Raw genomic sequence first — 23,935 nt, forward strand, 5'->3', positions numbered from 1 at the left:
GACCGGGTCTGCCGATTGGCAAGGCTCGCGGCGTCTGTTCGCGTTGCGACCGGCCGCGAAACGTCTGCCCTAGGAGCCAAGAAGATATGAAACAAAACGTTCCATCGAGTAGTATTGGCGACGGCTCCCGGCGCTTTGCTGACATGGCCGTTGTCGGCAGGCTGGCAAATTTGATCAAGGACGCCCGGTTCGACTGTGAGTGCCGTTCCAGGCTCGACGAGACGCTGGCGCGATTTACGGCTCTGGAAGTCCGGCGCGTGGCACGCGAACATCTTGCTAACGCCCGCAGTCAACGCGAACGCATCGAAGCCATTCTCTTCTTCCTGCAGGACCTTGATGAAATGGGAGCTGCCGAGCGGGATCGCAGCGTCTACATGGATCTCGCACTCCTGTTTGACGATATCGCGAGCACTGCAAAGGAAGGTGCATTTTCGATGCGGCAACTCAGTTTATCTCCGGTGCGGACGGGGCCATAGCTGATCAGCCGCAAGAGCTGGCGAGGGGCCGCAGGCGTCCCTACCGAACCTGTTCCGGCGATCGTCATCGCGGTCCGAACAGAGCCCGCTGCCACCTGCGGCATGAGTGAAACCAAACACATTTCGCAAAGGAGAAATCGCATGAAGAAATGCATGATGCCAACAGTCGCCATGGTCCTCTTCGCCGCCCCGGCGCTTGCGACGGGAATGCATTCCGGCACTCATGACGGCCATGAAATGATGACTATCGGTCAGCCGGGCATGGCGGCCAAAGTAGACCGCACCATCGCGATCAGCATGGTCGAGAACGAAGACGGATCGATGGCGTTCGATCCGGTTTCAGTCACTGTGAAAAAGGGCGAGACGGTGCGCCTGGCCTTCACCAATGAAGGCGAATACGACCACGAATTCGTCATGGATACGCATGAGCAGGTGATGGAGCATAAGGCCGGGATGGAGAGACTTCCCCATATGGAACACGCCGACCTCAATGCGATCCGCATCAGCCCCCAAGGAAAAGGCGAGATCGTCTGGGCCTTCACCAGCGTCGGCAAGTTCGAGTTCGCCTGCCTGATACCGGGTCATTTTGAGCTTGGAATGAAGGGGGCCCTCACGGTCACTGCCAACTGAATCCTGGGGTGACCAGATCAGGCCGATCGGCGTGTGCGACCTCTTTTCGCAGAGCTCGACATCACTGCGCAGGTCGAGGTCTTCCTATCTCGATCAGCCATTCTGGGGGCCCCGACCTAAGGCAAACCCAGATGTGTTCGCCGACAAAGAACGCTTCGAACTGACGCCTGAGTCCATCAGGATCAAAATCGAGAACGACCACGAATGTCTGAGCGGGTTTGAGTCCGTCGAACATTGACAATATGGCGGACTGCTTCCTTTCAGGTGGAAGTTTCCGTACGTCATATGTCGCGCCTTTCGGCTGCAGGAAATTCATCGCAATCCTTGCCCGTTGAGCCAATCCATCAGGCCGATCACGCGGCGGCGACTTTCTTTTCGCCCCAACGCGTGAGCTTGTCGCCCGGGTCGACGCCCGCCCAGCCGACCAGCCGGGCAGCCATCTCGACCACCATTTCCTCGATCGAGGCCAGCTTGACGTAGAACGGCGGTACTGGCGGTGCGATGACTGCGCCCATCCGTGCCAGTCTCAGCATCGCGTCGAGGTGTCCTTCATGGAGCGGCGCCTCGCGCGGCACGATGACCAGCCGGCGCTTTTCCTTCAAGCTGACATCGGCGGCCCTGGTGAGAAGGTTGTCGCCTAAACCGTGTGCCATAGCCGCCAAGGTCCGCATCGAACAGGGAACGACGATCATGCCATCCGTTCTGAAAGAGCCGCTGGCGATGGGTGCGGCCAAGTCCTGATAGGAATACGCGTGGTTGGCAAGGGAGGTCAGTTGGGCAAGGCCGTCGGTGCCGAGCTCATGAGGGATGGCCAATCGCGCGCCCTTGGAGACGACGAGATGCGTCTCCACCCCGGCCCTGACCAACTGACGTATGGTCTCCAGCGCGAGCACGGAGCCGGATGCACCTGTGACACCGATTATCAGCCGTTTGGTCATTGTTGCCCCTGAGCGGTTGTCTGCGAAAAAAACTCGTTCCATCTTTGGGACACCTGCTCCTCGATAGGAGCTGACATCCTCAGCTCCTTTCCCCACTCGCGAGATGTCTCGGATCCAATCTTGCGCGTCGCATCGAGCCCGATCTTTCCTCCAAGTCCCTCGAGCGGTGACGCGAAGTCGAGCTGGTCGATAGGGGTCCGATCCACCTGCATCAGATCGCGCGAGGGATCCATGCGGGTGGCGACCGCCCACATCACGTCCGGCCACGATCGAATGTCGATGTCGTCATCCACCACGACGACCATCTTGGTCATTGAGAACTGCGGCAGCAGGGACCAGAACCCCATCATCACGCGCCTGGCCTGTCCGGCATATTTCTTGGCGATCGAGATAACGGCAATCCTGTAGGAGCAGGTTTCGGGCGGAAGCCACACGTCGACGATTTCCGGTATTTGTTGGCGCAGGAGCGGCTTGTAGACGTCGAGCAGGGCCTCGCCGAGGACCGAGGGCTCGTCGGGCGCGCGCCCGGTGAACGTGGTCAGGTAATTTGCCCCGTCACGGACGCGAACGCGCTTGAGGTTGAATACGGGGTATCGTTCCGGCGCGTTGTAATATCCGGTGTGATCGCCGAAAGGGCCCTCCAGCGCAGTTTCTGTTGAAGAGACGGCACCTTCAAGCACGATTTCCGCACTGGTTGGCACGTGAAGCATGATGCTCTTGCAGGTCGCCAATCCGACTCGGCGGTTGTTGATCATCCCGGACAGGGCCAGTTCCGACACGCCTTCAGGCGCCGGCATCACCGAGGCGATCAACGTCGCGGGGTCTGCCCCGATGACGACCGCCACCGGCATCTCAAGACCCCTCGCCTGCCATATACGATGGTGGGCTGCTCCGCCTCGCATGGGAAGCCATCTTATGATCGCACGATCACGGGCCAGTACCTGCATCCGGTATATGCCCAGATTGTATGTGCTCGGGTCGTCCTCGCCAGGCGGGCGAGTAATGACCACTGGCCATGTTATGAGGGGGCCTGCATCTCCCGGCCAACAAGTCTGGACGGGAAGAAGCGAAAAATCCGGATCGGCGTCTCGCCACTCTCCAGGCGGGGAGACGATCTTCGGCCGCGCCACGAGTGCACCGCGCGCCGCAGGCAACATCCGTCGGGCCTGACGAAGGGTCTGCGGGGCCTGAGGCGATCTCATCCACGCAAGGAGCGCGCCGAGGGTCTCTAGACCATGAAGGTCGGTGCCAAGGCCCCAGGCTACACGTTCCCGGGTGCCGAAAAGATTTGCGACGACGGGAAAGGCTGACCTGACGCCGCGATCGTCGACGGGCGCCGTAAGGCGGAGCGCCGGGCCTTTCGAGGCAATCACTCGCCTGTGTATCTCGGTCAGTTCGAGCCTTGTCGAAACAGGCACGCCAACCTCACGAAGCTGCCCGTTCCGATCGAGGAACGAAAGGAATGAGCCGAGATCTGAAAACGAGGGAAGGCAGCGGTGATGCATGGCGAAATCCGGCCCGACCGGTTCGTCGGCGATCAATTTTGCCATCAGGACTGACGAAGAACTTTGCGCTAGCGCAAAGAGCGAACGATCCGTCCCCGCTATTTTCCCTTCTCACATCATCTCCGAGGAAGGCGATCGAGGCAGGGGATTTCACATGGCAGGCAATCTCATCAGCGAAACTGTCGGAGCTTGGCGGTCCGTACTTTCCTTTCTTGCGGACCGCCGGCGGAGCAGGGCAGCGACGAGAGAATTTTGGGCAATGGGTCGGGATGAATGCACGGGCATTCTGAATGACATCGGTCTGTCGCGAAGTGAATTCGACGACGCCATGCGGTTACCATACGCCTCGGAAGACCTGCTTTCTTCGGCGATGCGTTCAGTCGGCATCGATCCGGACAGTTTTCAATCACTGCAAGCCGCGCATTGTTTCATGTCGCGCACCTGCATCACCTGCCTGCATCGCCGCCAGTGTCATGGCCACCTGGCCGCCTTCGATTTCGAAAGTCACTATCAGGATTTCTGTCCCAACAGTGTGAATTTCGCGGACTTGCTAGTAGACGGACGCAGCCAGTCGATGGCCGGGAAAGCCTGTTGAACGATCCCATGTGGATAGGATGTACTGAATGATGACGATTAGCACGGAACCGACATTGCCGGCGGTCATTCGTCATCTTTTCCCACCTTTTGCCGGACTTCCCCTCGGGCTATTGCTGACGCTGTCCTTGCGCTCGATGGCCAGGCGACAGCCCCGATTGTTCGACCGCCTGGGCGAACATCGAACAGCTTGCTATTTCATCGACCCGGTCGACCTCGCCTTCGCATTTACTGTCGTACCGGACGCAGAGCGTTCGATCGTTCGTGTCGTCAGGAAAAGCGAGACCGCGACATCAAGCGTCCAGATCAGGGGACCTATTCTGACACTGTTGAGCCTGCTCGACGGCACGCTGGATGGCGATGCGCTTTTCTTCAGCCGGATCATCTCGATCAGCGGCCGGACGGAGGCGGTGCTCGCGCTGAGGAACACAATCGAGGACGCCGAGCTTAGCCCCGCGGACTTACTCGGCCTGAGTGGCTTCCTGGCTCGTCTCGCCGATACGGGCATTCTCGGCGCATTGAGCGTCGCACGCCAAATGGCCAATCGAAATTCCAGACGCGAGGCACCGGGGGCATGACAAGCGGACGCATGGAACTTGTCTGCCCGGCCGGAACCCCCGCTACATTGAGGGCAGCCGTCCAGGCGGGCGCGGACGCAGTCTATTGCGGATTTCGCGACGAAACGAATGCCCGGAATTTCCCAGGTCTCAACTTCTCCGGCGAAGAACTGGCCGAGGCTGTACGCTTCGCGCATGACCATGGCAGCAAGGTCCTGGTGGCCATCAATACCTTCGCGCGCGTCAACGATGTGGACCTGTGGAAAAAGGCAGCGGACACAGCGGCCGAATGCGGCGCAAACGCCATCATCGCGGCGGATATAGCCGTCCTCGACCACGTCGCGAAGAACCACAAGCAAATCCGGCTTCATCTTTCGGTGCAGGCTGCGGCGGCAACGCCGGAAGCGATTGGATTCTATGCGGATAGCTTCGGCGTCCGTCGCGTCGTCCTGCCGCGGGTGCTTTCGGTCCAGGAGATCGCGGCGCTCAATCGTGCGATCGAAGTGGAAACGGAAGCATTCGTGTTCGGCGGCCTTTGCGTGATGATCGAAGGCCGATGCTATCTCTCTTCATACGCGACGGGAAAATCGCCAAATCTGAATGGCGTCTGTTCGCCACCCGAAATGGTGAGTTACGACGACGAGCCGAACAGCACGGCAGCACGGCTTTCAGGGTTCACGATCGACCGCTATGAGCCCGGCGAGCCAGTAGGCTACCCCACTTTGTGCAAGGGCAAATTCAAGGCCGGCGGCAAGACCTCCTATTTGTTCGAGGACCCCGTCAGCCTGAACGCCGGCGGGATGATTGCCGGGTTGAAAGCCGCCGGCGTAACCGCCTTGAAGATCGAAGGACGCCAGCGTGGCAAAGGTTACGTCACGGAAGTGGTCCGCGCCTTCCGGAAGGCCGTCGACGCCGTCGAGCAAGGTGGCGACGCGACCGAGATCGATCGGATTCTTGCTAGCCAGTCGGAAGGTTCCCGGCAGACGGCAGGAGCGTACAGCAAGAAGTGGAGATAGGACCTTGTCCGGAATTGCGTTGACGCTTGGGCCGGTCTTCTTCCATTGGTCGCCCGGCCTCCTCTCGGATTTCTATCGCAGGATAGCAGACGAGGCTCCGATCGACCGGGTCCATGTCGGCGAAGTTGTCTGTGGCAAGCGGATGCCGTTTTCCGACCCTGTGTGGCCTGAGATCATCGAACGCCTCGAGCGCGCCGGAAAGGAAGTGGTGCTGTCCACGCTGGCGGCGCCGGCAACCGTTCGGGAACGCAGAAGCATCGAAGACCTCTGCGGCGACGATCGGCTGGTCGAGATCAACGATGCCACCGCCCTGCCATCACGCGCTGGCAAGCCCTTCGTGACTGGTCCGTTCCTGAATGTCTACAACGAGGCTTCCGCGCGATTCCTGATCCAACGCGGCGCCCGAACGATATGCCCGCCAGTGGAATTGTCGCTCGCGGCTGTCGGCGCCATGGCCGGCGCGTGTCCCGAGTCGGAATTCGAGGTGTTCGTCTTCGGTCGGTTGCCGCTGGCGCTCTCCGGCCGATGCTACCACGCGCGCATCCACGGCCTTCACAAGGATTCCTGCCAATTTACGTGCGAGAAGGATCCGGATGGCTTGGCGGTCGATACACTCGACGACCAGCAGTTCCTCGCGATCAATGGCGTGCAGACGCTCTCCAACCAGGTGCAGGCCTTCTGCCCCGCACCTGCGGATCTCATCTCCAGAGGCGTCCGGCGTATACGCCTGTCTCCACACACGTGCGACATGGTCGAGGTGGCAAAGACCCATAGAGCGCTTGCCAACGGGAGAGAGGATCCCGAGGCCGCCCGCTTTATCCTCTCGTGCCTTGATCTGCCCGGCACACTGGTCGACGGATACGCCCTTGCCAAACCCGGCTGGCAAGCAGCCACTTCGATCTGAAGCCCGGTTTCGAACGGAAAACATGGCCCAGATTGCGATCGTCACGGTATCGGACCGTGCAAGCCGAGGCGAGTATGAAGACCTTGGCGGGCCCGCCATCGAGCGCTGGCTTCGCCGTGTCGTGGCATCGCCGTGCGTCTTCATCCGTCGCATAGTCCCTGACGGCGTGGAAAGTGTCCAGGATGTGCTCATCGAGCTTTGCGACCAATGCGACGTTGATCTTATCCTGACGACTGGAGGAACCGGCCCCTCTCCGAGAGACCTTACCCCAGAGGCCATGCAGCAGGTCATCACCAAGGAACTTCCCGGTTTTGGCGAACTCATGCGGCAGGCGAGCTTGCGGCAAGTCCGCACGGCCATTCTTTCACGTCAGACTGCTGGAGTGCGTGGCCGTTCGCTGATCATAAACCTGCCAGGCAAGCCAGCTTCGATCGACGTGTGCCTCGACGCCGTCTTTCCTGCCGTGCCGTACTGTCTCGAACTGATCGGAGCAGCGCCAATCATACCAGATCCAGCGATGTTCGGATGATCTCGCGCCGACAGCGCTTCAGCCGCTGGCGAGGAACCCTCCTCGCCTTTGATTTCGAAGATTTGACCTAGGCGGCCGCCAGACCAGTCGGTGGCGACGAAAAGGAAGGCATGCAAAGTGCCGCCGGACGTTGGGCTGGTCATCAGCTGCCGCAACAACAATCGCAGCCAGACGATTGCGGTCTGCTGATTTCGACGCGCCAGACCTCGGGCCCTCGCTCAAGGTATTCCCAAGCGAATACGCCGGGATATCTGGCCTCGATCTGATAGTGCAGAGGTCGTGGGTCGTGGTCGTTGACTATGATGAAAGAAGACCCCTCGGCCAATGCGGTCGCTACCCCGAAGATTCGCGGGTGACGATCTATCGGGGGGATGGTCCGCACGTCGATCAAGAGTGTCGATGCAAGTTCTGGGTCTGCCATGTCGATTGAATTCCCGGCCGCCAGAAACGTTGGAGCTAGGAGACGGCGGCGATGGTCGATCCCGGCGTGAAAATCTACCCCGTGGTCAGCCGGCCTATTTGTCGAAACGCAAACAATTCCGAGAATCCTGGAGGGACCGGGAAATTGCCGCTCGTTGGCATTTCGCAAAGAGCCGTGCGGCGAACCGACAGCATGACTGACGTTCCATCTGAGTAGGAAAGTTCCCTTGCTCGTCCGTCCTGAGAAAATAGGAGATGTGCCGCACCACGATCACGAAAACGGACGAACCTATTCTCGATTATCTCGCCATCTTGCGGGAGGAGATTCACTTGGTAACCGATCACGGCAGAGCCGCCTGCCAAAGCGGGCAATTGTTCCTTTGTCGCCTATTCGCGCTCCCCAATTCAAGACTTGACGTGCGTCCATAGAGCGTCTTGCGACAGAACATACGCGTCTACGCCATCGAGGCGTCGGACCGCACCGGCAATTGTCTCCACGTCCATCAAGCTGAAGGCGGTCGACAGTGCATCCGCAATCGTGGCAGTCGGCGCGACGACGCTCAGGCTCGCATGGCGTTGTGGAGTGGATCCGGTTCGCGGATCAATAATATGGGTGAACCGGCCGTCTTCATCGAACTGAAAGCCGGCCGGGCTCGAGGTGGCGACGGCGCTGTCCGTCAGCGGTAGAACTTTCAGAACCGAATCGGAATTGGAGGGATCAGTTATGCCAATGCGCCAAGGCCGGTCCTCCGGCGCCGATCCGATCGCACGGCTCTCGCCCATGTCGACGAGCGCGTGCTCAACGCCGCCGGCACGCAGCAGATCGACGACCTTATCCGTTACGTAACCTTGCGCGATGCCGTTGAGCGTCAGCGCCGACCCGGCCACGGGCAATTCGATGCGGTCATCCGAATAAGCCATCTTGTCAAAGCCGACCCGATCGAGTGCCTCCTGTATGACCTGACGCGAGGGCCCGGCGGCAGTGGCTCGGGGATCGGAAAAGTGGCGTTTGTAGGCTATCCACAATGGCTGCACCGTAGGATCGAAGGCGCGCTCGGTGAGATGCCAGACGTCCTTGCAACGGCGAAGGATTTCGACGAGATCCGTTGCTGGCGAGACTAAGAATCCTTGACGATTCAGTCTCGTAAGGTCCGAATCCTCGCGATAGAGGCTGAAAATCCTTTCCAAGCGGCGGATTTCGGCGGCGACTTGGTCAACGAGCCTCAAGGCCAAGGCCCGGTCGGGATGGTTGATGAGCAGCGTTGCCTGGGCGCCCATAGCTTCTCCGCGCCACGAGACGGCCGACGGTGTCGCCAGAGCTTTGCGGCCGAGCGGAAGCAGCGCCATTCCCGCAGCAGCCGCGGTTATGCCGATCACCCGACGTCGAGACAGGTCGCAGGTCATAGTGCCCTCAATTGACGTTGTCGGGATCAAGCGATTGCCTGCCCGAGCTGCCATATGAAGCCGCCTCGGACTCCTGCCCTAGAACGTAGTCGCGCGGAAGGTCGGTGAAGTTCAAGACCTGACCGCCATGCTCATCGGCAAAAGCCCGGGCGGATTCGCTGGAAGAGAATGGCACCACTTCCGCAGCTCCCATGCCGCCCTTTTTGTCGCTCCCGATGACGAAAAAAGCGTCCTTGGCATTCACCCAGTTGTTGATGCCTGGATTATCCCAGTTGGACGCTTTCGCCATGTCGGAAACGTAGATCGCCCGAATATCCTTGGGTTCCTCCGGCAGCATGGTAAAGGCGATCGAGTCGCGGGCCGAGGAGAACCAGATGGGCTCGTTATACTTGGCAAGGATAACCTGCCCTTTCGGGCCCGGATGTTCGAGGATGTTCATACCGCAATAGCGGCCCATCGCATCTTCGGTCATGGCGAACGGCGCCGGCATCTTGTCCGGACCGCGCTGACAACCGGCAATGGCTATGAGGCTTCCGGCGAGGAGTGTCAGTCCCAGGCGCATCCTCACAGCTCCCTCCTCGAAAATATGAAAGCGGCGGCGGCCATCGGCGCCACCGTCCACGCTGCCAATGCCGCCACGAGCGAGAAAGAACCGAGCGCGACACTCTGGACGGTTCCAGCCATGCCGGATGCCGAACTGATGTCGCCAGTACCCATGAGGTTCAGCAGCCTGTACGCATCGGTCGGATTGAGAAGAAGTAGTGCATTCAGCATGCCGGCGGTCACGAACCGCCCCTGATCGGCTACCAGCAATCCCAGCAACCCCGTGTCGTAGATCAGCACGAACAGGAGCCAGATACCGATCGCGATCCCACTGGCGGTTCCGTGGTCGCGTGAGAGCGCGCTGACCAGATAGCCGATCGCCACGAACACGGCCCCCAGCAGCACCGACGAGGCCGTCATTGTGGCGAAGGCGAACCAACTGGCGCCGCCGATGGACTTTCCGGTCGCCGCCAGCGCAATCGCGGCACGCCATACCCAATGAGGGTCGCAAACGCCAGGATCGCAAGATGGCCAAGGAACTTGCCGAGAAGCACTTGCCAACGCCGGACTGGATAGCTCAGCAATAACGTCATCGTGCCGCGCTCGATCTCGCCGACGATCGCATCATGGGAGATCAGTAAGGCGATGAGCGGAACGATGAATATGGTGAGGCTGGCGAGGCTCACCACGACCACGTCAAGAGCGCCGGCTCCGACATTGCCGGCAGGCGCACTGCCGAGAAACGTCAAGGTTAGCGCGAGCGCCGCCAACAGTGCCGTCGCTGCCACCACCCAGCGGTTTCGCAGCCCTTCGCGAATTTCCTTGACGGCCAGAAGCGCGATCATACTCATGCTGATGGTCTCCCGCCGAGGAAATGGGCATAAAGTTCATCGAGGCCGGGCGGCACCATCTCGATGTCGTCGAACGGCACTTCGGCGCCAGCCGTCCGGCGCAGGAACGCGATCTTGCTATCGGGGGACGCATCCAATTCGATGGTATGGCCGTTCACCTGTCGGAGGTCCGGCCGATTTCCCATCCAGTCCCTGATGCGCTGGACGCCGCCGTCGGTAGCCCTCATCCGAATGACCGTCGGCAGGCGAGCGATCCGCCGCAATTCGTCGAGCGACCCGTCCGCGATCTTCTTGCCTTCGTTCATTATAATGACGCGCGTGGCGTTTCCTTCGAGCTCGTTGAGGGCGTGCGACGACAGAAGGATCGTTGTCCCCGCATCCCGCATCTCACGCACGATCCGATAGAATTGCTGGCGCAATTCTGGATCGAGGCCGGTGGTCGGCTCGTCCAGCAGAAGAACCCGCGGCGTTCCGATCAGCGCTTGCGCCAATCCCAGCCGCTGCCGCATGCCCTTCGAGTAAGTTCCAATGCGTCGGTCCGCAGCATGCGCAAGACCAATTCGATCCATTAGCTCGTTCACGGAGCGCAGGCTCTCACCCTTCAATCCAACGTAGAAACGAAGCATTTCGCGGCCGGTCAGAACCGGATTGAACGAAACGTTCTCCGGCAGATAGCCAAGATGCCTGCGAACGGCGGAACTTCCGGCTGACGTATCCTGCCCCAGCACGGTGACGGAGCCTGATGTGGGACGGCTCAGCCCAAGCATGAGCTTGATCAGGGTCGTCTTGCCCGCACCGTTATGCCCAACGAGGGCGACGGTCTCAGCATCACTCAGTGCGAATGAAACGTCATCGACGGCCCTGACCGTGCCAAAGTGCTTGGCAACGGAGTCCAATTGGATGTTGACGCTCATGGGCTCTCCTCCGTGTCGGCCGGCTTCATCAGTGGATGGCTGTCGACGACGCCGCCGGGAAAGACTGCGGGAAATCGGGTCTGCGCCCAGCGGGATCACCTGCACCGCGGGACTGTTGACGAGAACCTTCGCCGCCGGCGCTGTCCACAGGACCTTGTCGATCACATCGTTCGGTCGGTAGGAGTTGTCGCCGATGCCGTCGCCGTTCAGGTCGAAAGCCGGGTTGTCGCTCCAGTAGTTACCTCTGCCGCCGCTCGACCAATCGAGGTAGCGCGTACCGACATATTTCACCTGGTTTCGATTGCGGATGAAGGCGTTGCCGGCCATCTCGTTGCCTTCCGAACCGGCCGTAAAATGCACGCCGATCTCGCAACCCTCGAATCGATTGCCGCGAAAGCGGTTCTTGTTTGCATTATAGATGAACACGCACTTCTCGGGGCCTAGGCGGGTAATGGCCCCTGTCGCAGCCACCACCCCGTCCGCGTCGCCCACAGGAAGTCCGTCCGTGCCGGCGAAACGCTGTCCGTTGCTCGCCCATCTGCCGATCGGCTGCCTTCGGCCGCGGACCACGTTGCCGCTTATTTCTGAGCCATTGGCATAATTGAACAGCAGCCCGTAGTCGCGGTCGCCGTCGGACAAATTGCCCGTGACCCGCAGCCTGCTGGAATACATGATGGCGTAGCCAACGACATTGCCGACTGAAACATTGTCGCTGATCACACTGTCGTTTGTGTACATGTAATGGATGGCGAACCGCACATCGTGGAAGATGTTCGCGCTGAATTCATTGTGTTTGCTGGCAGTCGCAAAAATGCCATCGCGTCCAAAGCTGATCTGGTTGCCGACGACCTTGGCGCCAGGCGCGTTCCAGACCGAGACGCCATTTCCAGCCTGGTTCGTACGTCCTGTGCGCATGCCCTCTATGCGGTTACCCCTAGCGACGGCGCCCGCAGCGCCATGGAGATATATTCCATAGAGGTTGCCGAGGATCGCGTTTCCCTCGACGATCGCGCCCTTGGCGGTCTCTTTCACGAACACGCCGGCGTCCATCGCATCCAAGTTGGACCCGGAACCGACAATCTCCAGACCGCGCACCGCAGCATTCGCGGTCTCGACGGTGATCACGCTTCCCTGGCCATCACCCTCGACCATTGCGCCTGCCTGGCCTTGCAGGGTCACCCGTTTGGTGATGGATACCGGACCACGGTGCCTGCCGGTTGCGAGCAACAGCACGTCGCCGGGCGCGGCGGCATCGACGATCGCTTGAAGGGGCGTCTCATCGGCCGGCACGGCGATTTCCGACGCCCCGGCATTGTTACCGGGAATGGCGACAAGAAGCGCCGCCATTCCCAAAGTCGCGAGGGTGGCCAATTGAGCCATGCCGTCACGCAGCCTGCGGCTCGACGAACATGCGGCCCTGCATCTCCATGTGCATGGCATGACAGAACCAGGAGCAGTAATACCAGTAGACGCCTGCCCGGTCGGCCGTAAACGTCACCGAAGCTGTCGCCTGGGACGCAACTTCCATGTTGATCCCGTAGTTGACGATGGCGAAGCCATGGGTGAGGTCTTCTACCTCATCGATGTTGGTGACGTAGACCGTGACCTCGTCGCCTTGCTGAACGGAGAAGCTCTCCAGTCCGAACGCTGGTGCAGCCGACGTCATGTAGACGCGAACCTTGTTCCCGTCGCGGATGACTTCGCTATCCGCCAGCAGGTCGATGCCGTCAGCAGCTGCCTGTTTTACGGCGTCGGCGAAGAACGGGTCCGCTCGATCCCATGCGCTGACGGGATTTATCTTCGACCGGTGGACCAGGGTTGCGTCATGCGGTTCGGCAAAGCTTGGCCCGTCATGGACGAGCGCCATAGTGTCACCCGAGATATCGATGAGCTGGTCGTTCTCCGGCTTGAGCGGGCCAACGTTAAGGAATCTATCCTTGGAGAACTTGTTGAGGGAGATGAGCCACTTCCCGTCCGCCTCCTTGGTCTGTCCCATCGAGGAATGGTTGTGGCCGGGCTGATAATGGACGTCGAGCTTCTGACGGATCGGATCGATCTCCTCGCCGGCGAAGGAGCGCTTGGCGTCGTCGATATTCCATTTGCAGATCTGGCTGTCGATGAACAAGGTGGTGTAGGCATTGCCTCGGCCATCGAAAGCCGTGTGCAACGGTCCAAGACCGAGCTGGGGTTCCGCCACGACGGCATCGCGCGGCTGGATCTTGTCGTCGAAGAGGTCGTCGAACTTGCGCACGTCGAAGACCGTGCAGGTGGGCGACAGCTTGCCGTTGGCCACCACGTGGATTCCGTCTGGCGCGGTATTGATGCCATGCGGGCTGTTCGGAACGGGAACGTAGCGCGTGTAGGGCGAACCGTGGCGTCCGTCGATGACCGGCACGCCGCCGATTTCCTTGAAATCACCCTTGGCGACGGCCTGCTCGATGCGCTTGAGGTTGAAGATGACGACCCAATCCTGCTCTTTCGCCATCGTCTCCGCCAAATTGATGCCTTCTTCGGAATTGTAGCAGGTGGCATAACAATATTTGCCCTGGTAGTCGGCATCGACGTTGTCGAGATTGCCGTCGACCATCACCTGCCATGCGATCTTCATTGTCTCCCCGTCAACGGCGGTGAAGATGGCGTGGTACTTCGTCTTGTCGTCGAGGACCTTGCCGTCGTTCGGGATCGGCACCCGGTCCTCTCCATTGCAGAAGACGTAGCCTGTCTTCGGATATTTCTGGACGCGCAGCCCGTGGACGGTGTGCTGGTTCGGCAGCTGGATGATCTTGTCGCATTTCATTACGTCGAGGCGGATGCGGGCCACGCGGGTATTGGCCTTGTCATTCGCGAACAGGTAGCGGCCGTCATAGGTGCCGTCAGTAAACGACAGGTGCGGGTGATGGAGATCGCCGTTGAGATAGATGCCGCCCTTGTCCTTCAGGAATTCCTTGGTTTCCGGCAGCAGCCCCTCGGTCAGCACCTTGCGGCTCTCGTTGGTCAGGCCCCATCCGGTCGCGCTGCAGCGATTGAAGACGGGGATCCGCATCAGTTCACGCATCGACGGCGCGCCGACAATGCGGACTTCGCCGCTTTGGCCGCTCGAAAAGAACACATAATATTCATCGAGCTCGCCCGGCATGACCTCGAACTTTTGCCCTCCCGACGCAGCGCTCTGTGCCGCCGCCGGCGACACCATGCTTCCGCCCAATGTCAGCGTGCCGCCAATGCCCGACGCGCCGGCGGCCGCCACGATTGCCGACGTACCCAGCAGCTGGCGCCTGCTCAGGGTTCTCTTGCGGTCTTCTTCCGACATATTCCGTCTCCTTCTGGTTGAGTCTTAAATCGTTGAACTGGGAACCGGGCTGCTTTGCTCGATTGGCTTGCCTTTGAAGGCGATCACCGGCTTGGCCGGCCCCTTGCCCCGGCTCGACGGTGACGAGAGCGCCTCGAATTTTTCGCGCTTCAGGCGCACCTGGATCATGTGCGGGCAGCGATGGTCGTCGTGGTAGAGTTCCTGGCAATGCATGCAATAGATGCATTCATTGACGTTGATCTGGCCCTCTGGATGGATCGCCTGCACGGGGCATTCCTTGGCGCAACGCTGGCAGGGCGAGCCGCACTCGGGATAGCGCTTCAGCCACTCGAACATGCGGATGCGCCCTGGTATGGCGAGCGCGGCGCCGAGCGGGCAGAGATAGCGGCAGTAGAAGCGTTCGACGAACAGGCCGGCGCCGAGAAGCGCCAGTGCGAAGATCACGAAAGGCCATTCGCGGGCGAACTTCAGGATGATCGCGGTTTTGAACGGCTCGACCTCGGCGTAGGTCTCGGCCATTCCCACCGAATAGAGCGAAAGGCCGAAGAGGCCGAGGAAGACGATGTACTTGATTGGCCACAGCCGCTCGTGCAGGCCGAAGGGCAACGTGATCTGTGGCACCTTCAGCCACTGCGCCAGATTATTGGTCAGTTCCTGGAGCGCTCCGAACGGACAAAGCCAGCCGCAAAACGGTCCACGGCCCCAGAAGAGAAGTCCCGCCGCAATGGCACCCCAAAGTATGAAAATGAGAGGTGCCGACAGAAAGAATTCCCAGCTGAAGCCGCTGATCAACGAGTTGAAGAACGTCAGCACATTGACCACGGAGAGCTGGGCATTGGCGTACCATCCAAGCCAGACCAGTGTAAAAAGGAGATAGCCGCGTCGCACCCAACCGAACAGGCGTGGCCGCCGAACCAGCCAGTTCTGGAAGAAGAAGATGGCGGTAAGGACAAGGAGTGCGGCCACGGTGATGGCGACCGAAACTGTGTCCATCCTCCAAATTTTGATCCAGAGCGGTTCCTGGTCGTGGAAAGTCGCGCCTGGCTCTTCAGCCGACGCAGGTGTTGGCGCGGCCGCTTCCGAAACCGATTTGACGGCCTCCTGCACCGGTGGCTCTTCGATCGTCAGGTAACGGTCGGGAAGAGTATAGCCGACATTGAACGGAAGGACTGCCTTGTCCCGCGCACCATAGCTGCGCTGGGCTAGCAACTGCAGTTCCCAATGCTGCGTGAGATCGAGCGAAAATTCATCCGGTACGGAAAACAATGCTATTTCGCGCAGGCTCGGCGCGCCCTTCGCCGCCAGGTCGCCGAGCCTCGTGTGATTTCGATCGCGGAACCGGACGCCTTGGCCGTCTTGCAGCAGTTCGATCCGGTCAAAAATCCCGCCCCGCACATAGCCTGAACCCTTGAAGGAATAAGCGCCGTCACCGGCAACGATGATCGCCTGCTGGCCCGGCTTGAGCTTCTTTTGCAGCCGCTCGTAACCGACATCTCCCAGAAGGCTGCGACCGATCGTCGGCACTCCGACCGCGGCCACATACAAGTCGATGAAGCGATCGCTTGGATTGGTTGTCTCGGGCTTGGCGGACGCTTCTGGATGGCCGGCTTGAGCAAAAGCGTCGGAGACCTCGCCGACGGTGAGGCGGAGGCTGCGAATTGAGCCATCGCCGAGGAGCGAAGCCCAATCGCGGATTTCAGACTTGGACAAGTCCGGCTTCTTGATCAGCCCTTGGGCGACTGGCGAGGTGGTCGAACTGGTTGCACCAAGACGGTTGCTCCGAATTAGTTTGACGGCGGAGCGGACGACGCTGTCGCTCATCACCAGAACTGTCACGGTGGCACCGCTGACGATGTCGACCTGCGGGAGCTGTTCTGCCCCGGCAGCGACGCGGCTGAGGTCCTTGCCGATCAATGAGTTGAGTGCCGCGACGACCTTTGCCTGCGGTATGCCTATGAGGACGATCGGTTCCTTGTGCTCGACCAGCTTGATCCCGCGGATAATCCCCGCGGCATCAATGCCGACAAGGATCCTGATCGGTTTTCCCGAATATCCAACCGCGCTGGAAAAGTCGGTGTTGAGGTAGGCGTACCCGATTTTTCGGGTTCTCGAGTAGATTGGCGCCAGCGGCGGGACGCCTTCGAATTCCCCGTATCGATCGCCACCCTGGATTAGCTCTCCCGGCTTGGTGCTTGCCAAGTAGTCCTTGAGTGTTCCGGCATGGGTGGGTGCCGACCAGACAGCCAGGATTGCCAGGGTTGCAATTGCCCACGCAGCAAGACGGCGCCAGTTCCTCGAGAGTCGTAAGGAAGCGGTCGACGTATATCGAGTGGAAATGCTCCCCGGCATCGGCTTCCTTCATTACGTTCTCAAGCTGGGAGCTAGCTGGTTTCGTCCGCCAGCGGCCTCTGGCGCGTGTGTCGGCGGTTTTGAACGAGAGTTCTTTGACGCAGCGCAAACAACTTCCAGGTAGTCGGCCTAGTGTTGAAAAAACTGGCATCGGAGGAGAGTCATGTCTCGTTTGCAAGCAGAGCCGGCGGCGCCGGTCAGGTCGATGGCCGAACTTCTGGCAATCGCATTCGCGATGGAGAAAGAAGCTGCGGAAAGGTACGCGGAACTAGCACAGCGAATGCGCGATAAGGGTCAGGCGAGATTGGCCGAGGTCTTCGAGCGCCTGGTCAAGGAGGAAACGGGCCATATCGAAAACGTCACTCGCTGGTCCCGGCAATCCAGTGGCAATGATCCGGATCTGAGGCAGCTCCAATGGACGCCGAAAGGTGTTTTCGATGACGAGAACACGGCCGTGATCTCGCCCGAACTTGTGGACCCTTACCATTCGTTTGCGATGGCAGTGAGAAACGAAGAGCGCGCTTTTGCCTTTTGGTCCTACGTGGCCTCGAACGCACCTTCAACGGAGATCCGATCCGCTGCTGAGCAGATGGCTCGAGAGGAACTGGAACATGCCCGTATTCTGCGGACCGAACGGCGGCGTGCATTCTTTTCGCGTCGTGAGGCCAACGCGACATTTGCCAGCTCTAGCGATCTTGCAGCCATGGAAGAACAGATCGCGATCCGACTGAAAGCGTTTGCGGCGTTTCGGGGGGAACATGACAAGGCCGTGCTTAGCAATCTTGCGACAGAGGCGCGAGACCTTGCGCAACAACTCACTGCCAGCCCGCTCGGAACGACCACTTCAATCAGCGACCGATCACCGGAATCCTTGGATGCGCTCTGCGAGCTGCTGGCCGAATCCTACCTCAACGCGGGGGAAAGCCTTCCCCTCCAGGCCGACCGCGACCGAGCCCAAACCTTCGCAACAACGGCCATCAAGCGTTTGGCTACGTTGAGATATCTGGAGGAACGGCCGATATGATATTGGTACGGTTAGCGTTCAAATGCACCTTCACCGTCGCTGCTGCTCCAAGGTGATACGAATTTCGAATTCGCCACGCCAGCCGGGGCCGATGGCACTCGGTTTGCTTGGATCGATGCGGTCCTGATCCGCGCGTCAAGACGGCGCCTTGTTCGGCTTCCGCAACCGTAGTTTGGGTTGAACGAGCATGCCGCCAAATAGAGCCGCGTAGCCGAGGAAGGCCGCCACCCACAACGTCGCCGATATGTGGAGAAGCATCGCTTGCGCAGGTAGGAACGCGGCGCCGATGCGCATGACGGCCGCAAGCACGATCGCGACGAAGACCACGCGCGTGCCAATGTTCGCCTGCAATTCGCGCCCTGTGTGCCCAAGCGTGGCGCGGGTCATGACGGCGAGCGTCATGCATGCCACCGCTCCTACGCTGAACGCGTGAATGCCCGCCGCGGAAGGGACTGTCTCCGGCAGGACGACGGCAAGTCCGGCGAGCAGAAGACCGATCGGCACAAAGGCAAACGCGATGTGCAGGATCACCACCAGCGGATCACGAAACGTGCGATCGCCCGCCCAGCGCACAAGCCGGATAGCGTTGAAAGCCGATCCGGCGATCAGCATTGCGCCTGTCGCGCTGCTTTCAGGAACGAAGGCCCAAGCCGCCAATGCGGCGGCGGACAGCGCGATCGTTGCTACGTCGAAATGGCTAAACGGGGCCGGCAGGCGGCCCTGATTTTCGCGAGCCAGCCAATTGCGGGTGAAACTGGGAACAATGCGTCCGCCTATGATCATGATGAGAACGACGGCAGCCCCGAGGCCGAGCCGGCGGCTGATGTCCGAGACGCCCTGGTGGTGTGCTTCGACATGGAACATCACGTTGGCCGCCAGAAGCACGGCGACCGGCAACAGCACTTTGAGGTTCCGCCAGTTTCGGCCCGCGATGATTTCGGTCGCGGCGGCGGCCGCTACCGCCAGGAGAAAGGCGCAATCGACTGCGGCTCCGACGAGCCAGCCGGTCTCCGCCGAAAAGAACACCGCAACTCGCCCCGCAAGCCACAGCAGGACGAGCGCCAGCAGCGGCAGGCCTTGCACCGGCAGACGTCCGGTCCAATTCGGAATAGCGGTCAGCAGGAATCCCGTAACGATCGCCGCGAGATAGCCAAACAGCATCTCGTGGACATGCCAATCTACGGGCAGGAAGGCGCTCGAGGTTTCGAGCCGGCCGTAAAACAACGGCAGCCAGAACAGGATCGCCCCTCCGGCGTACAGCGAGCCGAGCAGGAAGAACGGCCGGAAACCGTAGGAGAGAACCGCCGGATATGCGCCCGGCCGTGTGCGTGGAATTGCCATGGAATGCATTTTCCAAAACGAGGAACCCCAGGCGGACTGATGCCCGTCCCGAGGATCCTGCCGGATATCTGAATAATATAGGCTATGCCTTCAATTGCCCGCTGGAACTTCAGCCAGCAGGGTTTCGAACACTTTCTTCGCCTTTCCTGACTGTTTAACCGCGGCTGCCTTCTCCAGATTGACCGGCTTGCCGACCACGATCAACGCCACCATGCCCATCCCATAATGAGGCGCGCACTTCACGCCATAAATACCTTCCTTGTCGAGCGTAACGGTGATTTGTTCGCCCGGCTTGCCCTTGAAAGTCTTCGCGCCGTCCGGGATCATGCCGTTGATCGTTTCGGCATCGTGGCCCTTATCGGTTGGCACGAACGTGACAGTGTCACCAGGCGCTGCCTGGACAAAGTCAGGCTGGAAGACCATCACGCCTTTCTCGCCCTTGTTGAGCATCTGGACCTGATGGTCGGCGGCCTGCGCCGCTCCAGCCAACACCGACGCTGCGAGCGCGGCGGCGATTACGATTGCATTTCTCATGATCTTATCTTTCTGGTCAATTATGCTCGACGGCGTTTACCGCTGTGGCTTTTCTAGGCTGTGTCCGGCTTGAGAACTTTGCTGCAGCGCAAACAAGTTCGGAAATAAGGAAAAAAGGCCGCGGTGTGTGCCACTTGCCGCCCGTCGGTGGCCTGTGACATTGTGTGGCTCGACGGAGACGGAATGCCTTTCATGGTCACAGTAAAGTTTCGGAAGGGGCGCTACAGTTGAGCCGCCTCGATCGCTCATTGATTGCCGGGCTATCTGCCTTTCAGGGTATGGCCCCCACGGATCTCGACTATATAATCGGTCAAGCCCGGTCGTTACGGATTGCCAAGGACCAACCCGTGTTCGAGCAGGAGCAGGAAGCTCATTCGTTCTTCTTGCTGCTCGACGGCCATGTCCGTGTCATCAAGACAACGCCTGATGGCCAAGAGGTGACGGTGCGCTACATCAGCCCCGGCGAACTAATGGGCATTGCTCACGCGCTGGGCCGCACCACCTATCCGGCCAGCGCGATCGCCGCTATCGATTGCGTGCTTCTTGCCTGGCCAGGTCACTTGTGGCCAAAATTCGCGGACGCCTTCCCCAATTTTGGCGCCAACACCTATAAGACCGTAGGCAGCAGGTTGCAGGACGCTCACACGCGCGTCGTCGAAATGTCCACCGAACAGGTGGATCAACGGGTCGCCCATGCGCTGCTTAAGCTGGTTAAGCAGACGGGCCGGAAGACCGATGAAGGAATAATGATCGACTTCCCGATCTCGCGGCAGGACATTGCCGAGATGACAGGAACGACGCTGCACACGGTGAGCCGGCTGCTCTCATCTTGGGAGGAGAAGGGGCTCGTCAAAAGCCGACGCGAGAAGGTGACCGTGGTTGAACCTCACCGCCTGCTTGTGCTGGCTGAAGGGCGGACTGGGAAGAACTAATCCGCTCCGGCTCGCTTGATAGCGACATCCAGATCGAAACGAAGTGATTCCTCGCTTAGCCCGTGCTCCCGCGCCGCCTCGGAAATGGTGTGGAACGGAGCAATAGGGCAGCCGACGCAAAGCATTCCATGCTGGAGAACGACGCGGATGGTTGTCGGCCACTCGCGCATGATTGCGTCCATGGTAACATCGTCACTGTATCGAGGTTTCATGCCCTTTGTCCGCGTTTGCAATGCGAACATCATGCTATCGCCTTACAAGATGATCGTTGCGCTGGAACAAAGAGGATATGACTAGTCGCCGCAGCCTGCTGCGCTGCAAGACGGACGGGCGCAGAGCCTCGTCAGTCGCATGAAGGGCCGATCTCCCAGACGGTCAAATGGGCACTGCGATCACTCTGAAGCTCTACCTGAGCAAAGGCTCTCCTCAAGGATTGGTTTGACGTGAATGGTCTCTTCCCCGCGGTTGAAAGCGACTGCAAGGCGGAAGCTGTGAGCAATGCGCAGCGCCCGGGCCATGAACAGCGCTGCGGCTTCAGGCGGGCAAACGCGCTTCACTGTGGCTCGGAACAGCGTCAGCCAACGCCGGAAATGCGCCTCGCAAAGGCCCGGTATCGCCAGGTGCGGCGGCAGCGGCCGGCCATCATAGCGGGAGGTCCGCAGCATCGTGGCGGACCAGAAATCGCACATCTTCGCCAAATGGCGCGGCCATGCCTCCGGCGGGATCTCTGCGTTGAAGATCGGGCCGAGAAGTTGATCTCGACGGATCTCTTCGTAGAAACCGTGGACGACCCTGTGAATCATCGCCTCATCAAGCTCGCTCGACAGCGGCATGCCCTCGACGACGATCGTTGGCTTGTTTCGTTGCTCCCCGTTCATGCATTGCTTCCCGTTTCGACCAGGCCAAGACGGTACTTGGCGTCGGCATTCATCATCTCGGGCGTCCACGGCGGTTCGTAGGTGAGCCGGATCTCGACGTTGTGGATTCCGGTCACGATCCAAGCCGCCGACTGTACGGCGTCCTTGAGATAGCCTGTGGCTGGACATGCACGTGTCGTGGTCGTCATTTCGATCTGCGCCGTCCCGTCACGTCCCACCGAAACCTGGTAGATCAGTCCGAGATCGACGACATTTTCTCCAAGCTCGGGATCAATGACCATGCGCAGCGCTTCGCGCACACCAGCCGCCAGTGTCTCGTCCTCGTCGTCGCTCATGACCGCCGTCCGCCCGGTCCACCAGAGCGGATAACGATGCGATAGTGCCCTTCCGGTTCGAAGGCGCCGCGCCAGCGGTGGCCTCGCGCCTGTAGTTCCTCGAACAAAAACACCGGTTCGCGAGGCAGCAGCACGGCTATCGTTCGGCCGGGCGCCAGGGATTCGACTCCTTCCAAGGCCTTGACCATAGGTTCCGGTGGCTCGAGATCGCGGTTGTCGAGTTCCGTGACTGGCTCAGGCCAGTCGTCTCCACTGGCAGAGCGCGAGGATCGTTCGGTTTTTTCCGGCGCCAGCGGCACAGCATTGGCGGGCGTGAAGATCACTTCCCAGTCGCCGTTGCCAATTTCACGGGCCGAAGGCTCAAACCCCCTCGCACCAAGCACCTGGAACAGGGGAATCGGTTTGAAGGAAGCGAGCAAGCACAGGCTCTGACCGGGGGCGAGCGCGGCCACGGCTTCCATGATAGCGCTGAAGGGTTCGCCGCCTTCGCGAAGGATCGGTCGAACGTCGAGGTCGTAATGCGGGGAATTCATTCGGATCTCCTCTGTATCTAACGCCAGGAAGGCAGGAAAAGACGCGGGCGCGATGCTCCCTCGGGCAGACGCAGGGCAGTTGCAACATTGACAAGGCGGCGCGCCAGAACGAGTTCCACGACGATTGCCGCGGTGGCAAACAACGTCACAGCCGTCGCTATCCGGAACAGGACCGCGGCCTCGGCCAGAAGCGCCCCAGTTCCGGCCAGTACGCCGACGTAATAAAGTGCGAACCAGAACCTGTCGCGCGTTTCGACGACAAGATCCTGGACGCGTGGCGTCGGTTCCCTGCCCATCACCGGTCCGTAGCATTCGAGCCAGGTAAGGAACGGCACGATCTTGTAGAGTTGTGAAAGCCCCAGCCCCGTCAGCCAGCCGAAGGCGACGAGATAGACAATCGCACCTACATGCTGCGCAAGCGTTCCGCTGGCCAATAGCGCGAGCAGAAGCAGGACCGAAAGATAGAGGGCCGCGAATGCGCCGATCGCCGACCTGCTGTTCAGCTCGATCTTGCGTCGCTTGCGGTTGCGGTAGAAAAACGCAAGATCGATGCCGTAGAAGACGGTCGCAACGAGCCCCATCAAGCCGGCGAGAACAGTGGGCAGCATGATTGTCCCTGAAAGAACTTCCAACGGTTCTGCCAGGACGATCAGACCCAAGGCCATCGCCCCAGTCCATAATACCAAATGGCCCGTGGTGCGTTCACTGTCCGGGGAAAGCATGAACATGGGCAGCAAGCGGTAGCTGACACCGATTGCCGTGAAGCCGAGCCAGCCGCCCAGACCGACCGTCACATGGATGGGAAGAGCCAGTGTTCGCAGGTCGAAATCCGCCCCTCCAGGCGCCCGGCCTGAAAGCACAAATGCAAACGAAGCACCCAACGTGGCGGTGACCGCGATGCTGGCGATCCCTCCGGCCACGAAACGAGCAGGCAGTGGCAGGCTAGATGGCCGGACGCTCCACAACGTCCGGCCGAGCACCCATACGATCAACGCGAAACCAGCCGGAAGGAAGAAGCCCGCCAATGCGAGAACGGGGACATTGAGGTCGATCGCGCCTGAAAGCTGGAGGAAACCGGTGAGCAAGCAGAACAGTCCCATAAGCAAACAGGTCAACGCCGGCAAAGCCAGTGACTCGTCGCGAAGGGGCTGCGCAACGAGCACTGGTACGAACTGGAGCAACGCCCCGCACATCAACAGACTGAGCCAGCCGATTGTAATCATGTGGACGATCGCAAGCGCTTCTGGAGCTTCCACGCCAGCGGTCGGAAAACCGTAGCCGGCGACCATCAGCACTTGGGCCGCGATCAGGAAAGCTAGCGCGGCAGCAAAGTATGCCATGGTCCAGCGAGAGAGGGCTGAGCCGTTCATCGCCAGCGACCAGTATGATGAAGATATCCGCAAAGGTCGGGCATATCA

The 23,935-nt window shown here is 60.2% G+C and carries 25 protein-coding genes and 2 pseudogenes; 9 read left to right on the plus strand and 18 right to left on the minus strand.

All coding sequences use genetic code 11. The features are described 5' to 3' along the window. The first annotated feature begins 86 nt into the window (after positions 1–86). Together NKJ26_RS06010 and NKJ26_RS06015 are read left to right on the plus strand one after the other, a co-directional pair. Entirely contained in the window at positions 87–476 is a 390-nt protein-coding gene (locus NKJ26_RS06010; RefSeq protein ID WP_352694463.1) for a hypothetical protein, read from the plus strand. Positions 477–617: 141 nt separating this feature from the next. Then, positions 618–1,106: a cupredoxin domain-containing protein gene (locus tag NKJ26_RS06015; protein WP_352694465.1), complete on the plus strand. Its 489-nt coding sequence runs from the start codon at positions 618–620 to the stop codon at positions 1,104–1,106. Positions 1,107–1,167: 61 nt separating this feature from the next. Here NKJ26_RS06015 and NKJ26_RS06020 read toward each other — a convergent pair whose 3' ends face one another. Genes NKJ26_RS06020 through NKJ26_RS06030 form a run of 3 tightly spaced genes read right to left on the minus strand, consistent with a single transcriptional unit; the run spans position 1,168 to position 3,594 of the window. Next, on the minus strand, positions 1,168–1,422 hold the full coding sequence (locus NKJ26_RS06020) for a DUF2249 domain-containing protein (protein ID WP_352694467.1): 255 nt from the start codon (positions 1,420–1,422) through the stop codon (positions 1,168–1,170). 37 nt (positions 1,423–1,459) lie between these two features. Continuing rightward, positions 1,460–2,044, minus strand: coding sequence for a UbiX family flavin prenyltransferase (locus NKJ26_RS06025; RefSeq protein ID WP_352694469.1), 585 nt, complete (start codon positions 2,042–2,044; stop codon positions 1,460–1,462). Then, positions 2,041–3,594 (minus strand): UbiD family decarboxylase, encoded by a 1,554-nt coding sequence (locus tag NKJ26_RS06030; RefSeq protein WP_502903085.1) that lies wholly within the window; start codon positions 3,592–3,594, stop codon positions 2,041–2,043. The genes NKJ26_RS06025 and NKJ26_RS06030 overlap by 4 nt, the downstream gene beginning before the upstream one ends. A gap of 109 nt (positions 3,595–3,703) precedes the next feature. Here NKJ26_RS06030 and NKJ26_RS06035 point away from each other — a divergent pair, with 109 nt between their 5' ends. Genes NKJ26_RS06035 through mog form a run of 5 tightly spaced genes read left to right on the plus strand, consistent with a single transcriptional unit; the run spans position 3,704 to position 7,149 of the window. Further along, complete coding sequence (locus tag NKJ26_RS06035; RefSeq protein ID WP_352694471.1) at positions 3,704–4,144, plus strand: hypothetical protein; 441 nt, start codon at positions 3,704–3,706, stop codon at positions 4,142–4,144. A gap of 28 nt (positions 4,145–4,172) precedes the next feature. Next, positions 4,173–4,721, plus strand: coding sequence for a ubiquinone anaerobic biosynthesis accessory factor UbiT (ubiT, locus tag NKJ26_RS06040; RefSeq protein ID WP_352694473.1), 549 nt, complete (start codon positions 4,173–4,175; stop codon positions 4,719–4,721). Continuing rightward, positions 4,718–5,716: a ubiquinone anaerobic biosynthesis protein UbiU gene (ubiU, locus tag NKJ26_RS06045; protein ID WP_352602015.1), complete on the plus strand. Its 999-nt coding sequence runs from the start codon at positions 4,718–4,720 to the stop codon at positions 5,714–5,716. The genes ubiT and ubiU overlap by 4 nt, the downstream gene beginning before the upstream one ends. Positions 5,717–5,720: 4 nt before the next feature. After that, positions 5,721–6,620 (plus strand): ubiquinone anaerobic biosynthesis protein UbiV, encoded by a 900-nt coding sequence (ubiV, locus tag NKJ26_RS06050; RefSeq protein WP_352694476.1) that lies wholly within the window; start codon positions 5,721–5,723, stop codon positions 6,618–6,620. 22 nt (positions 6,621–6,642) lie between these two features. Next, a complete protein-coding gene (mog, locus tag NKJ26_RS06055) occupies positions 6,643–7,149 on the plus strand; it encodes a molybdopterin adenylyltransferase (RefSeq protein WP_352694477.1) in 507 nt (168 codons plus the stop codon). A 142-nt stretch (positions 7,150–7,291) separates the two neighbouring features. On the opposite strand, the gene NKJ26_RS06060 is transcribed toward mog, so the two are convergent. From NKJ26_RS06060 to NKJ26_RS06095, 8 genes and pseudogenes are all read right to left on the minus strand, one after another. Further along, positions 7,292–7,570 carry a DUF2249 domain-containing protein gene (locus NKJ26_RS06060; protein ID WP_352602021.1) on the minus strand — a complete coding sequence of 93 codons (279 nt, stop codon included), beginning with the start codon at positions 7,568–7,570 and terminating at the stop codon, positions 7,292–7,294. Between the two features lie 404 nt (positions 7,571–7,974). Then, complete coding sequence (locus NKJ26_RS06065) at positions 7,975–8,973, minus strand: FAD:protein FMN transferase (protein WP_352694480.1); 999 nt, start codon at positions 8,971–8,973, stop codon at positions 7,975–7,977. Between the two features lie 7 nt (positions 8,974–8,980). After that, positions 8,981–9,535, minus strand: a complete 555-nt coding sequence (locus NKJ26_RS06070; protein WP_352694483.1) for a nitrous oxide reductase accessory protein NosL — start codon at positions 9,533–9,535, stop codon at positions 8,981–8,983. A gap of 2 nt (positions 9,536–9,537) precedes the next feature. Then, positions 9,538–10,367 (minus strand): annotated as a pseudogene (locus NKJ26_RS06075) (ABC transporter permease). Beyond that, positions 10,364–11,281 carry an ABC transporter ATP-binding protein gene (locus NKJ26_RS06080; RefSeq protein WP_352694485.1) on the minus strand — a complete coding sequence of 306 codons (918 nt, stop codon included), beginning with the start codon at positions 11,279–11,281 and terminating at the stop codon, positions 10,364–10,366. Before NKJ26_RS06080 ends, NKJ26_RS06075 begins: the two are co-directional and overlap by 4 nt. Further along, positions 11,278–12,661, minus strand: a pseudogene (locus NKJ26_RS06085) (nitrous oxide reductase family maturation protein NosD). Before NKJ26_RS06085 ends, NKJ26_RS06080 begins: the two are co-directional and overlap by 4 nt. 4 nt (positions 12,662–12,665) lie before the next feature. Then, positions 12,666–14,591 carry a TAT-dependent nitrous-oxide reductase gene (nosZ, locus tag NKJ26_RS06090; protein WP_352694487.1) on the minus strand — a complete coding sequence of 642 codons (1,926 nt, stop codon included), beginning with the start codon at positions 14,589–14,591 and terminating at the stop codon, positions 12,666–12,668. 24 nt (positions 14,592–14,615) lie between these two features. Beyond that, positions 14,616–16,940, minus strand: a complete 2,325-nt coding sequence (locus NKJ26_RS06095) for a 4Fe-4S binding protein (RefSeq protein ID WP_502903086.1) — start codon at positions 16,938–16,940, stop codon at positions 14,616–14,618. A 163-nt stretch (positions 16,941–17,103) separates the two neighbouring features. On the opposite strand from NKJ26_RS06095, the gene NKJ26_RS06100 reads away from it, so the two are divergent. After that, complete coding sequence (locus tag NKJ26_RS06100; protein WP_352607358.1) at positions 17,104–17,964, plus strand: ferritin-like domain-containing protein; 861 nt, start codon at positions 17,104–17,106, stop codon at positions 17,962–17,964. Between the two features lie 135 nt (positions 17,965–18,099). On the opposite strand, the gene NKJ26_RS06105 is transcribed toward NKJ26_RS06100, so the two are convergent. Further along, positions 18,100–19,305, minus strand: coding sequence for an NnrS family protein (locus tag NKJ26_RS06105; RefSeq protein WP_352694490.1), 1,206 nt, complete (start codon positions 19,303–19,305; stop codon positions 18,100–18,102). 90 nt (positions 19,306–19,395) lie between these two features. Continuing rightward, complete coding sequence (locus NKJ26_RS06110; protein WP_352694492.1) at positions 19,396–19,839, minus strand: pseudoazurin; 444 nt, start codon at positions 19,837–19,839, stop codon at positions 19,396–19,398. A gap of 227 nt (positions 19,840–20,066) precedes the next feature. Between NKJ26_RS06110 and NKJ26_RS06115 the strand changes: the two genes are divergently transcribed. Further along, positions 20,067–20,771 carry a Crp/Fnr family transcriptional regulator gene (locus NKJ26_RS06115; protein WP_352607352.1) on the plus strand — a complete coding sequence of 235 codons (705 nt, stop codon included), beginning with the start codon at positions 20,067–20,069 and terminating at the stop codon, positions 20,769–20,771. Here NKJ26_RS06115 and NKJ26_RS06120 read toward each other — a convergent pair. The 5 genes from NKJ26_RS06120 to NKJ26_RS06140 form a co-directional block, all read right to left on the minus strand. Further along, the gene (locus NKJ26_RS06120) at positions 20,768–21,016 is read right to left on the minus strand and encodes a DUF1858 domain-containing protein (protein ID WP_352694494.1); all 249 of its coding nucleotides are present in this window, start codon (positions 21,014–21,016) and stop codon (positions 20,768–20,770) included. The two genes, NKJ26_RS06115 and NKJ26_RS06120, sit on opposite strands and share 4 nt — an antisense overlap. Before the next feature lie 147 nt (positions 21,017–21,163). Then, entirely contained in the window at positions 21,164–21,649 is a 486-nt protein-coding gene (locus NKJ26_RS06125; protein WP_352694495.1) for a group III truncated hemoglobin, read from the minus strand. Then, complete coding sequence (locus NKJ26_RS06130) at positions 21,646–21,984, minus strand: metal-sulfur cluster assembly factor (RefSeq protein ID WP_352694496.1); 339 nt, start codon at positions 21,982–21,984, stop codon at positions 21,646–21,648. Before NKJ26_RS06130 ends, NKJ26_RS06125 begins: the two co-directional genes overlap by 4 nt. Further along, the gene (locus NKJ26_RS06135) at positions 21,981–22,517 is read right to left on the minus strand and encodes a DUF2249 domain-containing protein (RefSeq protein WP_352694498.1); all 537 of its coding nucleotides are present in this window, start codon (positions 22,515–22,517) and stop codon (positions 21,981–21,983) included. The genes NKJ26_RS06130 and NKJ26_RS06135 overlap by 4 nt, the downstream gene beginning before the upstream one ends. Positions 22,518–22,534: 17 nt before the next feature. Continuing rightward, a complete protein-coding gene (locus tag NKJ26_RS06140; protein ID WP_352694500.1) occupies positions 22,535–23,887 on the minus strand; it encodes a hypothetical protein in 1,353 nt (450 codons plus the stop codon). Positions 23,888–23,935 lie beyond the last annotated feature (48 nt).

The sequence above is a fragment of the Mesorhizobium sp. M0152 genome (assembly GCF_040322415.1).
Lineage (GTDB): Bacteria > Pseudomonadota > Alphaproteobacteria > Rhizobiales > Rhizobiaceae > Mesorhizobium.